The organism is Psychrobacter sp. 78a-MNA-CIBAN-0178, assembly GCF_040309625.1.
GTDB lineage: Bacteria > Pseudomonadota > Gammaproteobacteria > Pseudomonadales > Moraxellaceae > Psychrobacter > Psychrobacter okhotskensis.
The window spans coordinates 194,259-209,753 of the sequence record NZ_JBEOOZ010000003.1 but is presented as its reverse complement, the minus strand read 5'-3'; the positions used below and the strand labels follow the sequence as shown (position 1 = coordinate 209,753).

The 15,495-nt window shown below is 44.3% G+C and carries 12 protein-coding genes; 6 read left to right on the top strand and 6 right to left on the bottom strand.

Annotated elements, in window-relative coordinates; genetic code table 11:
- Window positions 1-212 precede the first annotated feature (212 nt).
- Both AAEY80_RS03915 and AAEY80_RS03910 read left to right on the top strand, forming a co-directional pair.
- On the top strand, window positions 213-632 hold the full coding sequence (locus AAEY80_RS03915; protein WP_025652299.1) for a YbaN family protein: 420 nt from the start codon (window positions 213-215) through the stop codon (window positions 630-632).
- A gap of 245 nt (window positions 633-877) precedes the next feature.
- Window positions 878-1,087 carry a cold-shock protein gene (locus tag AAEY80_RS03910; protein ID WP_010201661.1) on the top strand — a complete coding sequence of 70 codons (210 nt, stop codon included), beginning with the start codon at window positions 878-880 and terminating at the stop codon, window positions 1,085-1,087.
- Window positions 1,088-1,294: 207 nt separating this feature from the next.
- Here the strand turns inward: AAEY80_RS03910 and AAEY80_RS03905 are convergent, their stop codons facing one another.
- Window positions 1,295-2,377 carry a YeiH family protein gene (locus AAEY80_RS03905; RefSeq protein WP_025652300.1) on the bottom strand — a complete coding sequence of 361 codons (1,083 nt, stop codon included), beginning with the start codon at window positions 2,375-2,377 and terminating at the stop codon, window positions 1,295-1,297.
- 187 nt (window positions 2,378-2,564) lie between these two features.
- On the opposite strand from AAEY80_RS03905, the gene AAEY80_RS03900 reads away from it, so the two are divergent.
- Complete coding sequence (locus AAEY80_RS03900) at window positions 2,565-3,494, top strand: LysR substrate-binding domain-containing protein (protein ID WP_037025358.1); 930 nt, start codon at window positions 2,565-2,567, stop codon at window positions 3,492-3,494.
- A gap of 120 nt (window positions 3,495-3,614) precedes the next feature.
- On the opposite strand, the gene AAEY80_RS03895 is transcribed toward AAEY80_RS03900, so the two are convergent.
- Window positions 3,615-4,082, bottom strand: coding sequence for a universal stress protein (locus tag AAEY80_RS03895; protein ID WP_025652301.1), 468 nt, complete (start codon window positions 4,080-4,082; stop codon window positions 3,615-3,617).
- 298 nt (window positions 4,083-4,380) lie between these two features.
- Here AAEY80_RS03895 and AAEY80_RS03890 point away from each other — a divergent pair, with 298 nt between their 5' ends.
- A complete protein-coding gene (locus AAEY80_RS03890) occupies window positions 4,381-7,458 on the top strand; it encodes an insulinase family protein (RefSeq protein WP_350587915.1) in 3,078 nt (1,025 codons plus the stop codon).
- Window positions 7,459-7,579: 121 nt separating this feature from the next.
- Here AAEY80_RS03890 and AAEY80_RS03885 read toward each other — a convergent pair whose 3' ends face one another.
- Window positions 7,580-8,143, bottom strand: coding sequence for an NUDIX hydrolase (locus AAEY80_RS03885; RefSeq protein ID WP_025652303.1), 564 nt, complete (start codon window positions 8,141-8,143; stop codon window positions 7,580-7,582).
- Window positions 8,144-8,662: 519 nt separating this feature from the next.
- On the opposite strand from AAEY80_RS03885, the gene AAEY80_RS03880 reads away from it, so the two are divergent.
- Complete coding sequence (locus AAEY80_RS03880) at window positions 8,663-9,415, top strand: NUDIX hydrolase (RefSeq protein WP_037025361.1); 753 nt, start codon at window positions 8,663-8,665, stop codon at window positions 9,413-9,415.
- Between the two features lie 110 nt (window positions 9,416-9,525).
- Here the strand turns inward: AAEY80_RS03880 and AAEY80_RS03875 are convergent, their stop codons facing one another.
- On the bottom strand, window positions 9,526-10,866 hold the full coding sequence (locus AAEY80_RS03875) for an oxygenase MpaB family protein (protein ID WP_025652305.1): 1,341 nt from the start codon (window positions 10,864-10,866) through the stop codon (window positions 9,526-9,528).
- Between the two features lie 72 nt (window positions 10,867-10,938).
- Window positions 10,939-12,138 (bottom strand): Na+/H+ antiporter NhaA, encoded by a 1,200-nt coding sequence (gene nhaA / locus AAEY80_RS03870; RefSeq protein WP_025652306.1) that lies wholly within the window; start codon window positions 12,136-12,138, stop codon window positions 10,939-10,941.
- Window positions 12,139-12,655: 517 nt separating this feature from the next.
- Here nhaA and AAEY80_RS03865 point away from each other — a divergent pair.
- Window positions 12,656-13,411, top strand: coding sequence for a TSUP family transporter (locus tag AAEY80_RS03865; protein ID WP_025652307.1), 756 nt, complete (start codon window positions 12,656-12,658; stop codon window positions 13,409-13,411).
- A gap of 211 nt (window positions 13,412-13,622) precedes the next feature.
- Here the strand turns inward: AAEY80_RS03865 and AAEY80_RS03860 are convergent, their stop codons facing one another.
- A complete protein-coding gene (locus AAEY80_RS03860; protein WP_101212232.1) occupies window positions 13,623-14,996 on the bottom strand; it encodes a dicarboxylate/amino acid:cation symporter in 1,374 nt (457 codons plus the stop codon).
- Between the last annotated feature and the right edge of the window lie 499 nt (window positions 14,997-15,495).

Genomic DNA, 15,495 nt, shown 5'->3' with positions numbered 1-15,495 from the left:
TGTTAACCATAAGAGCTGGGTTCGAGAGAGATATTAAATGATGATCTGTCAGTGCAAAAATGACATAAAAATGCAAAAATAATATTGAGCCGTTTTAAAGGTTATAGCATGCTCTACTAAGTCGTAGAGGTAATTTTGCTAGCGTTATTATCGCCTCAAAACAAACATCTTGACCCTTACCTATAACAAATCCCTTTGACGAAGCTATCACCATGACCGAAAAGAAAGCGTTTTATTATCGACCAAAGACCAATCAATCCAACAGCCCTACAGTGCGCTGGACGTTTGTAACGCTTGGCTGGATATTTTTTATTTTGGGCATTATTGGCGTGTTATTGCCCGTAATGCCGACCGCGCCCTTTATACTACTGGCGGCGGGTTGCTGGGCACGTAGCTCGCGGCGCTTTCATTTTTGGCTGATCAATCATAAATATTTTGGGAAGTTCGTCCGTGATTGGGAAGATCGCCATGCCGTACCGCTGTATGCCAAGTGTCTGGCGACAATTATGATGGCGTTATCGACAGCAATGTTATTTTATCGTTTACCCAGCGACATGATGTGGGTTGCATGGCTGGTAGCCACGGTGTGTAGTGGGGTTGCGGTCTATTTGTTCCGTTTGCCAAACGCTTAAAAAGCTATAAAATTAAGGCTAAAAATAGAAAAAAACGACCTTTAGTTACACGAAATGTCAGATAAGGCTTGCGCTACTAGAATGTACCCCTTATAATACGCCCAAGCTTAAGAGCAGTTCTGCACCAAATCATTACCTCGTAGTATTAGTTATAATCCTTCGTTTTAATATTTATCGTTCAGTAGCTATTTGCAAGCGTTACCGGTCACTAGGCCATTAATAAATTAAAAAGTAGGATTATCAATATGTCAGATACTCAAAAAGGTACAGTTAAGTGGTTCAACGAAGCTAAAGGCTTTGGTTTTATCGCTCCAGAAACTGGCGCAGACGTTTTTGCTCATTACAGCGAAATCACTGGTTCAGGTTTTAAAACTTTGGCTGAAGGCCAAGAAGTTGAGTTCACTGTAACTCAAGGTCAAAAAGGCCCACAAGCCCATAACATCGTTGCTATCTAATTTGTCTTTATAGACAACTAGAGCAAGATGAAAAAAAAGCGAACCTTCGGGTTCGTTTTTTTTCGTCTATTGTTTATGTTTATCGCCTATGACTTATGATAAATGCTTTGATAATAAGACATTAAGCAAGGTTTTAGAGTAAAAATGCCTACGATTGTGATGATAGTCGTAGGCATTTTTGGTTTTGGTGTTTAGTCAGTAACTGTTTTAGAGTGAAGCAATCCCTATATTAATAAGTCCGCCGCCAAGAATAAGCCAAGCAAACATAATGGCACCCAAGATAAGAGGTTTTACGCCAGCTTGCTTGATAGCGCCTAGGTGGGTGGTGAGTCCCAATGCAAACATAGCCATGGTCAGCAAGACGTCATCTAGCATAACCATACTACGCTCAAAATTCTGAGTCATTGGCACCCACGTGTGCAATACCACAATAAGAATAAAAATAAAAGCGAACCAAGGTACTTTGACCTGTTTGGCACGCATAAGTAGGGTTTGTTTTTCAGGATTTTTGCCCGCGCCTTTGGTTAAGGCAAAAGATAGTACCAGTAAGAATGGCGCAAGCATCATCACCCGAATCATTTTGGAAACCACCGCAGTATTACCAACGTCAGTACTGATCGCATTACCGGCTACCACGACTTGTGCCACCTCATGAATGGTTGAGCCGGTATAGATACCGTATTGTTGGGCACTCAGCCAAGGTTGTAACCAGCCAAGATGATAGAGGAAAGGGTAGAGCAGCATGGCAATCGTGCCAAAGACTACCACCGTCGCGATAGCAATCGTTACTTTATGGGCTTCAGCTTTGACAACTGGTTCAGCTGCAATCACCGCCGCGGCTCCGCAGATACTAGCACCTGAGCCAATCAATAAAGTGGTTTGCTGATCGATCTTTAACCATTTTGTACCCAGCCAATAAGTGAGCAAAAATGTCGATGTTAGCACCAAGGCATCAGCCATCACCGCTGGCATACCGACACTGGCCACTTGGGTCATCGTCAACTTAAAGCCATAAAACATAATAGCGAGGCGTAGAATTTGCCCTTTGGCAAAGCATACTCCCGCATTCAAGCGCTCAGCTAAATGAGGATAAATGGTATTGCCCAATAGCATACCAAGCAAAATGGCCAATGTTAAGGAAGACAAACCAACGATGCGTCCGTTCGACCACGTCGCCAGACTCGTATTTAACCATAGACAAAATACACTACCGCTCAGCACGACAAACAACCCTGCCAAATGTCGGTTGTTTGGAACATAATGATTCACTGATTGGGCAAAAGCGTGCATAGCGTACGCATCCTATTATTGATAATCAAAATAAGCATAAGCTTATGAATAGACAGTATAAGCCAAGCTGATTTATAATAAAAACAGATTAATAAGATACAAGCTATCGAAAAAGTAGGTTAATAATTGGTTTTTAATATTAAGTGATTTTTTAAATTTATAGTTTGTATAGGATGTTAGAAAGATTATGAAAAAGCCCATGCAGACGCTACCGAAAATTACCCTCAAGCAATTGGCGGTATTTGTTAGTATTTATCAGACAGGTAGCACCAGCCGTGCCAGTGAAGAGATGCATCTATCACAGTCTGCGGTGAGTAGCGCGTTGACTGAGCTCGAGTCAAGGTTGCAAATGCCCTTGTTTGAACGGGTCGGGCGCAGGCTTAACCAACATCCCAACGCCCATCCCGTGTATGTACAAGCGCAAGCGATCTTGGGGCAATCATTAACGCTAGAGCATTATCATAAATATCAAGCAGGACAGATTCATATTGGTGCGAGTACCACCATCGGCAACTATGTATTGCCGCCGCTACTTGCCAAGCTATATGAGGTGCTACCGGATGCCAATGTCGATGTCTACATTGCTAATACGCAAGAGGTGGTCAGCGAGGTTGAGCAATTAAACATCGATATTGCTGTGGTCGAAGGCATGCCGCGTCCGACTGATATAAAAGTCATCGAGCAGCGAGAGTGGCGCACCGATACCTTGATGGTATTTGCTAAACACCATAGCAAATGGTTGGCAGGATTGGTCAACTATGACAAGGACGAGCATTGTTATTTGTTGACGATCGAGCAATTGGCACAGCTACCTTTATTGGTAAGGGAGGCAGGTTCGGGGACACGGCAGATTATCGATGAGCAGTTACTAAAGCACTTACCCGATCCAAAAGTGGTCATGGCTATTCAACAGTCAGAGGCCATCAAGCGTATGGTTAGTGCCGATATTGGGCTTGGCTGTCTGTCACAACACGTTATCGAGGCAGAGCTAGCAGCAGGGAAGTTGGTACAAGTAAAAATAGCCGGTATCGATTTGTCACGCACATGGTGGCTAGTTTGGCACAAAGCCCGCCATCAAAGCCCGATTTGGCAGACCTTTATTGATATTATTGAATAGGATAATAAATAAGTTAGGGCTAAAATGAATGAGCTAAAAAAAGCGCCCCGTAGATTGCTCACCGATGCGCTTTTTATCAACTTATACAAACCATTTATCAAAACGATATTTGGGTTCAGGTTAGCTGCGTTTTGATACGGGCTTGTCAAGTCTAACGACTAAACTGTCACAGGGGACGTTTGGCAAAATATTATCTGCTGTGGCACCGCTGAGCCATGCGACGATACCATGACGCTCATGGCGACCGATGACCAGAAGATCAACGTCATGCTTATGGCAATAGTTGACGATACCTTCGCTACTAGAGATGGCGGTGGTTACCTCGGCATTAACGGCAGTTAAGCCATTGCGCTCTAAGAATTGTGCCAATTTGGCTCGTGCCTCTTGGCAGCGCTCATCGTCAATCTGGTCATATAAGCTTGATGCGGGCACCAACTCATAACCAAAACCGACCATGGTGTCTTTGACAATGTGCAGTACAGATAGCTTAGAACCGGGGCGGTTATCGACGATCTGTTTGGCTTTTTGTGCCACTGTGTCGGCATCAGATAACAAGTCGGTGACCAGTAAAATATGTTGGTAACTCATGAGGTGCTCCTCGTAGCAAGTAGTCTTAACTATAGCACTACTGATGGCTGCTGTTAAGTAATGTCGGCGTACTTTTAAACGGTTGCGGTGTCGTGCTTCCTAGTTGTAGTATCAGCACTGTTCTTTCTGCTGTCACTGTCTTGACTTCTCAATCTGCCAACCCCATCTATTAGCGCTAGACCAATTGTTTTCATGACTAGCGTTTGCCACTATAAAAACCAATACATCACACCTTTTGACCATTCTATTTACTCTGAATTGCAGGGTGCTATTTACCTAATAAGCTATAAGGATAACTATGACTGACACGCCATTTATTGCGGATTTAACGCTACATCCAGCGTTTGAGCTGATTGAGCATCGCCACATTGAGGCGCTATCGATGGATGTGCTGATCAGTCAGCATGTTAAGACTGGGGCGATGCATTACCATTTGGCGCATCCGAGTGATGAAAATGCCTTTTTGGTTGGCTTTCGCACTCAGCCAATGGATTCAAAAGGTGAGGCGCATATTCTAGAGCACGTGGCTTTATGTGGCTCTGAGAAATTCCCTGTACGTGACCCATTTTTTTCGATGATTAAACGCTCATTGAACACGTTTATGAATGCGATGACGGCTGCCGATTGGACGGCGTATCCGTATGCCACGCAAAATAAGAACGATTATTTTAATTTACTTGCCGTTTATCTTGATGCGTCATTTTTCCCTAATATCCATCCGCTTGATTTTGCCCAAGAAGGCATTCGTGTCGAGTTAGACGAAAATGATAAGCCGCAGTTTAAAGGTATCGTCTTTAATGAGATGAAAGGCGCGATGAGTGGCGAGATTGACCAGCTCTATCATACGGTCGCCCATCATTTGTTCCCAACGACGACCTATCATTATAATTCAGGTGGCGATCCTGCTGATATTCCTGACTTGACCCATCATGAGCTGGTTGAATTTCATCAAAGCCATTATCACCCATCAAACAGTGTGATTATGAGCTTTGGTAATATTCCAGTCGCTGAGACGCAAGCGAAAATCCATGAAGATGCCTTGATTCAATTTGAAGCTGGCAAAAAACACGTCTCGCGTCCAGAACAGCGTCTGTCTGCACCGATTAGCGCGGTCGATACTTATACCGCTGACGAAGCCGGTCCTGACCAAACCCATCATGTGGTGGCGTGGTTATTGCCATCAATTACCGATCCAAAGCAGCGTTTAGCACTGCGTCTACTAGAAGGCGTACTGGTTGAGCATGCTGGCTCGCCATTGCGCGCGTATTTGGATAGCCATCCACTTGGTAAAGCGCCAAGTCCGCTATTGGGACTCGACGACAGTCATTATGAAATGGTCTTTTATACCGGTCTGCGTGGTTCAAACCCTGAGCATGCCGAAGCGGTAGAGCAGGGGATTATTGATTTGCTTAAACAGGTCGCGAGCAAACCGATTGATGATGAAACCATTGAAACCATTTTGCATCAAATTGAGATTGATCAGCGCCATATCGGTGGTGATAGCATGCCGTATGGTTTGAATCTCATGCTAGAAGGCTTTAGCACGGCGATTCATGATGGCAACCCTATCGACGTCTGGGAAGTTGACGAGCATTTGCAGTGGCTACGTGAGCAAGTAAAAGATGCGCAGTGGTTACCGAATTTAATCAAGACTCATTTACTCGATAATCAGCATCGTGTCCGTGTCACTATGACGCCTGACAGCGAAAAAACTGCCCGCCTTGCAGCAGCTGAGCAAACCCGTCTTGATACCATTGCGATGGATTTGACCGCTGATGATAAAGCTATCTTAAAACAACAGGCTTTAGATTTGGCAGCGCGCCAAGCAGCACCTGATGACTTAAGCCTATTGCCAAAAGTTGGCTTAGAAGATGTCCCAACCGATATCAGCTTTAAGCAAGGCACGCAAAAACAAGTAATTTTAAGCGGGAAAGACAGTACCTTATTTGAATATGAGGCAGGTACCAATGGTTTATACTATTATCAAATAATTGTACCGTTGACCGATGCGATTGGTAATCAGAACACCAGCGAGCTACCCGTTAATGAGGTAATCAATCATCCATTGTTGCCTATTTACCTGAGTTTATTGTCAGAACTGGGCACGGATTCGCTAAGCGCTCATGAGATGCAAGCTAAGCAAGCGGCGCATTCATCAGGGGTGACGGCGCGTATCAGTCAGCGCACCAACATCGATGACAGCCAAGCGATTAGCAGCTACTTTGTTGTGGCAACGCGTGCGCTCAATCGTAAACCTGAAGCGATTGATTTGCTCAAAGAAGTCATGGAGCATAGCGTCTTTAGTGAGCATGACCGTATCAAAGAAATCTTGCAGCAGCGTCAAGCAGGTTGGCAATCAAACCTTGCCGGTTCAGGGCATTCGTATGCGATGCAAACTGCCAGTCGCGGCATGAGTCGCCAAGCGCAGTTAGAGTATGTGCGCAGCGGTCTGCCAGCACTAAACGCGCTAAAAGACTTCTTAGCCCATGCCAGTACGGATGATGCACAGTGGGATAAATTGGCAACCAGTTTGATGGATTTACATCAACGTTTAATCAGTTTACCTAAGCACGCAGTTATTATCTGTGAAGCCGAGCAAACCGAACGCTTAAGTAACTTAATCGTTGATAGCTGGAAAGACAGCCAAGCGCCAAAGATTGCGGAAAAAATCACAAACTCTGATGCGGGTATTGAAGACAATATCCCAAGCGAGTTTGCCGAGTTGCAACTTGATGCGGCGTTAAATGGCGAGACAGACGCGGTCAAAGCACTAGAAAGTGGTGTGGCACTCGATGTTGAAGATTTGGCGTGGCTAGTTCCGACCAATGTCTATCATAATGCTAGCGCATATACCGTGCCAGCAGCTGACCATCCTGATACCGCTGCCTTGATGGTATTAGCGCCTTATCTGCGTAATGGTTACTTGCATAGTGCTATCCGTGAGCGCGGCGGTGCTTATGGTGGCGGTGCAGGCTACGATGCCAATGCTTGCGCCTTTAAGTTCTTTAGCTACCGCGATCCGCAGTGTGCTGAAACCTTTGCGCATTTTGATGCCAGTATCGAATGGTTATTAAATGAGCCGCAAACCGATGAGCAGTTGGAAGAAGCCATCTTAGGCATTATCTCAGGTATGGATAAACCAGGCTCTCCAGCAGGCGAAGCTATCAAAGCTTGTTTTGCTGATTTGCATAATCGCGGTGCAGACTGGCAACGTAAAATGCGCGCATCAATATTAGCCGTCACTATCGATGACATACAACGTGTGGCTAAGCAATATTTGCAAGGAAAGGATCATGTTCGTGCAGTATTAGCACCTTATGATAAAGAGGCAGCGGTTAAAGAGCTTGGCTTTAAGGTTTGTAAGATTAAAAGCTAGTTTTTAACTTATCGTGAAATCAGTCATAGCAAATTATTGACTGTATAAAAAAACCGCCGCTTTCAATATTTACATTGAAAGCGGCAGTTTTTATTGCCGGTAAGTATTTTTAAAAGCTGTATTAATAACGCTTAATGGCTTGGTCTTTGCCAATCAACTCTTGATGAATGGGAAAGTTCTCATGGTTATCGTATTGCTGACGGTCGGCAAAATAGCTTTTTAAAGTGCGGCGCACGGCTTCAAAGGCAAGCTTATCCCACGGAATATCTTCTTCGGCGAACAAAGCGCAGTCCAGACTTTCAGAGCCAATACCGTAAGCACCGTCTTTTAGTTCGGTGATGTAGATACTATAAATTTGCCCGATATCAGGGATGTCATATAAACAATATAAGTGCGGATTGGTGACCACCGCTTCCGCTTCTTCAAAGCTCTCACGCGCAGCACCTTCCGCCATTGTTTCACCATTTTCCATAAAGCCTGCGGGCAGCGTCCATAAGCCATATTGTGGCTCAATTGCGCGGCGACATAGCAGCACACGTTGCTTATGCACGACCAATGAGCCACAGATGACTTTTGGGTTTTCGTAGTGAATGTAGCCGCAATTCGGGCAGACCAAACGCGGTATATTATCAGTGGCCGGTATTTTACGTTCAGCCTCGTGGCCACATTGTAGACAATAGCGCATATAAACTGCCTTGTTATTATGATGAGAAAGGATGGGGGTGTAATGTAATTGCTAGCACTCAGTTTGTTTGTATCGATATCATGGTGGATTGATTATACTCAAGGTTAAGCGTCATTCCACAAGAGTGCTATAAATAATCGTTATTACCTTAAGATAGCACACATTTTCGTGGCACAGAATGATGATAACAGTAACGCATCATTTCACTTGCAGTGACGTTGCCTAATTCTATTAACCAAACGGCCTCAAGCAATTCTGATGATACAAATAAGCAGTCACATAAATAGCATGCAGTTGACAGGCGATTGCGCTAATCTAGATTCAGAGATTATTTTAGGTTTTTAGTTAGGGCGTGTCCTCAATTCAAGCGATTGTACCTAAATGGGCTAAAAATGGCTAAATTTTGCTAAACATCGTCAAATATAGTCAGTGAGAAGTAATATCGATATCAGCAGTACCGTAGCGATTTTAGGATATGGTGACAAGGCTTTATACCGATAAAAATACAAGGCAATTATAATGGCAACACCCAAGCAGTCTGCACCTTTTAGTGAATTGTCAGTCGCTGTACCCACTTTTATTCGTCATCCGACGCTGAGACAGTTGGCAGAACGGGTGCAGCATGAAACCTTAAACGCGGTGACCAGTCCAGCGATGTACAACTCTCAAAATACCTCGCGCAGTGCTCGTATCTTAGACAGTCTGTATCAGACACCGATAGCTGATGCCTCAGTCTTGGTTGCTATCACTCATGAGCGTCATCCTAAGCTGCTCTTGACGCGCCGTGCAGCTCATATGAACAGTCACGCTGGCGAAGTATCCTGTGCTGGTGGCAAGTATGAAATAGGCGATGGCAATAACGTCATCACCGCGCTGCGTGAAGCTTGCGAGGAGACGGCGCTACCACCAAACAAAGTCCAACTACTTGGTCAACTGCCTATCCAAACCTCCAAAAGCGGCATGAGTGTCCGTCCTATTGTGGCGCTCATTGCGCCGGGTCTGGTATTGGTGCCTGAGATGGGTGAGATATCGCGCATCTTTTGGGCAGATTTTGAAGCGCTGCTCACACAGCCGACAGTAGAGTATGCGATAGAGTATACGATGCAAGAGGAGACTGCGACCATCCTTACGCCCAGCTGGCAAGTGGATGGTGAGACGGTTTGGGGGTTGACAGGACGCGTCATCGCCAGTTTGTTAGAAACGGGGTTTGATCGACAATTGGAATGGTACTACCGTATCCAAAATGAACAAGCGCAAAACGTAAGGCAGTAAGAATGAGCGGCTGATAACTTCTCACCCAAAACCATGAGTAAACCTATCCGTTATAGATTGATTATAATGAGTGTCGAGGCGATTGATAATGCTTTCACCTATTCTAATGACTACTTATAATAGTCATCGTTTTTCTTAAGCCACCAATTCATATTGTCTTGGCGTTTGGCACGGAAGGCTTCTAACTTATGCGCTACGGCTTGATTGTGCTGTCTGGCAGTGTCAAGAGCAAAGAGAATCGGCACCGAAGATAAGACGCCAAAGCGTATCTTTGATTTGGGCAAATCTAAGCCATCACCGATATCATCGCCGACTAGAGTGCGAGTCACGCTGGCATTGACCATCTCGACGAAGCGCCCGCGACGATTGTCTTCACCCATCAGCTGACGAGGCAAATCGTGCAAGGCTTTTGCTAGTGGTTGTCCCATCTTAAAGTCAAGCTGTTGAATGGATAAATAGGTATATAACCACTCCCAGCACGCTGCTTCATCTGTTGGCAAGCGCTCTAAATCCACCCCCATCCAGTAACTCGCAAGATTCCATAAATGTAAAATACCTTCCGCCTCCTCGGGACTGATGCGTGCGCCCAGTAGTCGTAGGCCGCGCATTATCAACAACGAAAACTGCAAATGGGTGGCGATCATATCGGTCTGGTTGATGGGCAGACCCCAATAAATCGTATTCCAGCTGCCATCGGGGTTATGATGCTGATCGGCACTCGGTATGACGCCCTTAGCAGCATTGCCTTTACCTTTTAATAAATTCTGCCGTACCAATGTATGAATTTGCCGCACCTGAATAGATTGCCGCCAGCCTTCAGAGCCAATCGCTAGTACTTGGTCGATAGGCTTGCGGCCGTTAGCTATGTGCGCAGTGACTTGTGGATGTTCAGAGACGGCTAAGATATAAGCATAGGTACGCATCAAACGCGGCAGCGCATCGTGCATCAAAGCGCCGGTCTGAATGAGTGGCAAGGAGAGGGCAGGGATACTATAGCCTGCCATCAGCGCGACGTTGCGTAATAGCCAAATCAGCATCAATGGATAACGGCGATAGGCGACTGCCCCAATGTGCGCAAGCTTGGGATCGAACCAAGCAGGATGGCCACTGAATTGCTCAGTTAAGGCGTTAAACGCAGGGTTATCTATCAGATTGGTATCAAATTTTGCACTGCGATCATTAATAATGAATTGCTGTAAAGGTTTGGCAAAACGAATGCCATCAGCGGCTAAAGTATCTGCCAACGGATCGCCAATATCGTAGCCTGCCACTATCTCGTCTAATAAATCTTGCGAGATTACAAAGTCCTTTGGTAATAAATAACGCTTGATGCGCTTTAAAACCTGTAAGTCGCTATGATCGTCGATAGCAGTAGTACGACCATGACGCTGGTAAGAAGATGCCGACTGACGATGGGTGTCTGAATTCAAACCATTGTACTTTTTGTCCATATTTGTCTCTACACCCATCCTCTATCGCTTGCATCTGTTACTTATCGATTCCCTTATTGCCCGTCAATCGTATTAATGACGGGTCAAATCTACCGAAGTGCTGTTGATGTCTTCTTTTAGCGTTGCTTTGAGCATCATGTAACCGGCGATACCAGAAACAATTGACCCCATGATAATACCTAAACGCTCATCAAATAATGGAGTGTCGCCTGCGAATGCTAAGCCACCGATGAATAAACTCATGGTAAAACCAACCCCACATAGTAAGGCGGCACCATAGATTTGTTTAAAGTTCATGCCTCGTGGCATGGTTGAGATGCCAAGTTTAAAGATTAACCAGCACATAATCATAACTCCTAACTGCTTACCGATGAAGAGACCAGCAGCGATACCCAGCGGTACCGAGTGGAACAGTTCAGCGAAGCCTGCACCCTTCAGCGAGATACCCGCGTTGGCAAAGGCAAACAACGGCAAGATACCAAAAGAGACGGTATTTTGTAGATCATGCTCCAGCTCTTCTAATGGCGAATGCTCAGGATCAGTACGATCAAACATTGGAATAAATAGAGCCAACACTACACCTGCCAACGTCGCATGAATACCAGATTTGAGTACCGCAATCCACATAATCACACCGATGAGTAGATATGGGGTGATGCTCGTCACGTTGCGACGATTGAGGAGGTATAAAAACGGCAGACATAAACCAGCGACGGCTAAAGAGCCCAATGACAAGTCACTGGTATAAAATAAAGCGATGATTAAAATGGCGCCAATATCATCAAAAATAGCAATAGAGACTAAGAACACTTTTAATGAGTTAGGAACGCGATTGCCCAAAAGACTTAAGATACCCAAAGCAAAAGCAATGTCCGTCGCGGCAGGGATTGCCCAGCCTTTCCAAAAATCAGGTTCATTATAGTTAAAGAGCAGATAGACAATGGCGGGCATAATCATGCCGCCCAGCGCCGCTCCAGCGGGCAGGATAATTTGCTTAACGTTAGAGAGTTCACCAATCAAGACTTCACGCTTGAGCTCAAGCCCGACTAAGAAAAAGAAAATCGCCATCAGACCATCGTTGATCCAATGATGCGCATCCTTAGCAATGCCAAAGTCGCCGATGCGAATGGATACGGGGGCGTGAATAAAAGCCTCGTACCAAACGTTGAGAGGTGTATTGGCAATGATCATTGCAGCAATGGCAGCCAATGCTAAGACGATACCGCCTGCTGCCTCAAATTCGAAAAATGCTTTGATTCTTTTTATTGCCATATCATCCTCATTTACTAAATACAATTTGCTAAATAATTCAATAACCTCAAGTGTCTATACTGGCAACTTTGACGCTGGCGCAGCTAGATGCTAACAGTTTCTCATAATCTCATTCAGATAGACAACAAAATCCGTCAAACTGAAACCATAAAACTATCTTACGCTCGCAATAATAGCGAAATGACAGTGGAATAACAGCAATATGGTGAAAGGCAGGACGGAAATAAGCTATAAAATCTGCTGTCAATAAAATATTATTCTTAAAGATTTCAGTAACCTGTTAGACAAATCTAGCAGACTTTGTTACGTTTTTGGCTTTTTTTAGTCTTTTATCTCTATAATGAGTGGCATTACGTGCACACAGATGCTCTTGCGCACGCGGTTATTTAGGCGCTTTTTGCCTGTTTGATTGCGGTGTTCTTACTCTCGATTTCACTTTTATTTTTAGGGTTGTTTTCTACAGATTGTTTTCTAAAGTTTGTTTCTCTTTTTATCCTCAATGTTGAAGGTCGGCGTCATGGACTTATCCCTCTCGTTAGAGATTATTTTAATGCTCACTGCTGTGGCAGCGTTGGCAGGCTTTATTGATGCTATCGCAGGTGGCGGTGGCTTATTGACTATCCCAGCCATGCTACTGGCGAATATTCCGCCAGTGCTCACGCTAGGTACCAATAAGCTACAAGCGGCTTCAGGCGCATTGGCTGCTTCCATCACCATGATTAGAAAAGGGGTCGTCAAGCCGCAACGTATCAAAGTCGCCATTATTGCGGCTTTTATCGGTTCGGTTATTGGGACTATCGCCGTACAGATGTCACCGCCTGACTTGCTCGAAAAGCTCATTCCTTTCTTAATTGCCGCGATCGGTATCTATACCTTGTTTGCACCTAGGCTTGGCGAAGTAGAAGCGGCACCGCGCATCTCAGAAGGCAAATGGCAAAAAGTCGTTGCACCCTTAATTGGTTTTTACGATGGTTATATCGGTCCGGGCACCGGCATGTTCTTTGCGTTAGGTAATGTAGCACTGCGTGGGCGTCAGATCATCGAAGCAACAGGCGCGGCGAAAGTTTTGAACTTATCGACCAATATTGGCTCGCTGATTTTCTTTATTTTGGGCGGCAATGTCTTGTGGAAAGTAGGACTGGCAATGATGGTGGGACAGACGATCGGCGCTTATTTTGGCTCGCATATGGTCGTCAAAGGCGGTAGTAAGCTGATTCGTCCGATGATTGTGTTGGTCTGCTTAGCCATGGTAACCAAATACGTACTTGGCTAGTTTCCTTGATGTAAACATGCTTTAGACTATACCAAAAAAAACCTCAGCCAATTTGACTGAGGTTTTTTATTTGAATAAGCATTCAAATTTTATAGAGTCGGTTCAATCTAATGTAGATACAAGAAAGGTGGGTGAAAGTACTACAAGTAGTAGACTAAGCGAGCCTGACACCGTATCCAATTGTTATGAGATTGACTATGGTTAATTATGGTTAGCGACGATCGACGTCATCGTATTCACTACCCATAATGCCATCGCTAAAGACATTTGAGAACTCGCGCTCGTTGTCTTCATCGATATGACCATCAAACACGTCTTTGGCACCCGCATCAGGATCGTTATAAATTGCAACGTCCATTTTGTTTTCTGACTTTGCTACAATAGCGGTCACTGCTGCATCACCGCCGACGTTCACTGCGGTACGAAGCATATCAAGAATACGATCCACGCCTAAGATAAGACCAATACCTTCGATAGGTAAGCCCACCTGAGCAAATACCATGGACAGCATAATCAAGCCAACACCCGGTACGCCAGCCGTACCGATCGAGGCCAATACTGACATTAAGATAACTGTCAGATATTCGGTCACACCCAAATCAATACCATAAATATTGGCAATGAAAATGGTCGCCGTTCCTTGCATGATAGCCGTACCATCCATGTTGATGGTAGCGCCAAAAGGAACGGTAAACGACGCGACAGAGTTATTAACCCCCATACGCTTGGTCACAGTACGTAAGGTAATCGGAATCGTCGCATTCGAGCTTGAGGTACTAAACGCAAAAATCTGAACTTCGCGCATTTTTGCCAAAAAGGTTTTGACCGATAAGCCTGAAAATAACTTGAGGACAATCATCATGGTAATAAAGAAATGGAAAGCCAGTGAGCCAACCAATACCGCAACGTAACCAAGCAATGACCAAATTAAGTCTAAGCCGAGCTCAGCCATGGCTTTGGTCAATAGCGCAAAGACACCATATGGTGCAAGATTCATAATGATAGTCACCATCTTCAAGATGACTTCGTTGATCAATTCTAAACTTTTTACCAACCCTTTAGCAGGCTTACCAACCATTAAGATACTAATACCGATTAGGACGGCAAAAAAGATGATGGATAGCATATCGCCATTTGCCATCGCACTGATGGGGTTAGATGGGATAATATTGGAGAATACATCAAGCAGAGGTGGCGCAGAGGCTGCTTCAAATTCTGCTGCGGTCTCGACATTCATGCCTTTACCTATGCCAAATACGATACCCAGCCCAATGGCTGTCGCAATGGCTAATGCTGTCGTCATCATATAGATCATAAAGGTTTTGGTACCAATACGACCCAGCAAACGGATGTCACCAATCCCGCAAACTCCGCAAATCAGTGAGATTAACACCAAAGGTACAACCAACATTTTGAGCGAGTTCACGAACAGTTTACCGATAATGGCAAGGAAGCCATTGGTAATGTACGTATTAACAAAACTGCCTTCAGCGTTTAGCCCTGAATAGTTTATAAATAAACCCAGTACGATACCGAGTATCATGGCAACAATAATCTTGCCCGTTAGTCCCATATTTTTCCACATAACCTCTATCCTTTTATATGCAACGCTCAGTAGTCAGTACGGCAATAAATCAATACATTTATGATTGTTGTCTCAACGTCTGATATTGTTACGTCTATATTAATTTGTTACTTAGTGTCAGACTTTTTGACAATATAAAATAATTGTTAAGGGTACTGCAAGATTTTTTTATGATTTAAATAACGTGACATTAGCGATTTTTTCCGTTTCATTTATTCTTTCGTGCTCAAAAAGACGTAAAATTGAGAAGATTTGTATGGGTTTTTATGAATATAATCGGTAATTATTTGAGGTGAAAAAAGCGAGACCGTCTGAAGTAGACGGTCTCGCTTTTTTAAGTGATATGGTTGATTTAAATAGCAATTTAACGTTCAAGGTTAAGTGAGATTAGTAGGTATAAGTCATATTGATTATAAATAGTTGCTTGTCAGTATTTTTAAGTGACGTTCAACAGACCCTAATTTCTTTCAACCTTAGTCTTTTTAAACATAAGCCCCTT

Excerpts from the sequence above, each read along its gene's own strand:
- AAEY80_RS03885 (WP_025652303.1), bottom strand. The coding sequence starts at position 8,143 with ATGCGCTATTGTCTACAATGTGGCCACGAGGCTGAACGTAAAATACCG.
- AAEY80_RS03875 (WP_025652305.1), bottom strand. The coding sequence starts at position 10,866 with ATGGACAAAAAGTACAATGGTTTGAATTCAGACACCCATCGTCAGTCG.
- AAEY80_RS03880 (WP_037025361.1), top strand. The coding sequence starts at position 8,663 with ATGGCAACACCCAAGCAGTCTGCACCTTTTAGTGAATTGTCAGTCGCT.
- AAEY80_RS03890 (WP_350587915.1), top strand. The coding sequence starts at position 4,381 with ATGACTGACACGCCATTTATTGCGGATTTAACGCTACATCCAGCGTTT.
- AAEY80_RS03915 (WP_025652299.1), top strand. The coding sequence starts at position 213 with ATGACCGAAAAGAAAGCGTTTTATTATCGACCAAAGACCAATCAATCC.
- AAEY80_RS03895 (WP_025652301.1), bottom strand. The coding sequence starts at position 4,082 with ATGAGTTACCAACATATTTTACTGGTCACCGACTTGTTATCTGATGCC.
- nhaA (WP_025652306.1), bottom strand. The coding sequence starts at position 12,138 with ATGGCAATAAAAAGAATCAAAGCATTTTTCGAATTTGAGGCAGCAGGC.
- AAEY80_RS03900 (WP_037025358.1), top strand. The coding sequence starts at position 2,565 with ATGAAAAAGCCCATGCAGACGCTACCGAAAATTACCCTCAAGCAATTG.
- AAEY80_RS03865 (WP_025652307.1), top strand. The coding sequence starts at position 12,656 with ATGGACTTATCCCTCTCGTTAGAGATTATTTTAATGCTCACTGCTGTG.
- AAEY80_RS03910 (WP_010201661.1), top strand. The coding sequence starts at position 878 with ATGTCAGATACTCAAAAAGGTACAGTTAAGTGGTTCAACGAAGCTAAA.
- AAEY80_RS03860 (WP_101212232.1), bottom strand. The coding sequence starts at position 14,996 with ATGTGGAAAAATATGGGACTAACGGGCAAGATTATTGTTGCCATGATA.
- AAEY80_RS03905 (WP_025652300.1), bottom strand. The coding sequence starts at position 2,377 with ATGCACGCTTTTGCCCAATCAGTGAATCATTATGTTCCAAACAACCGA.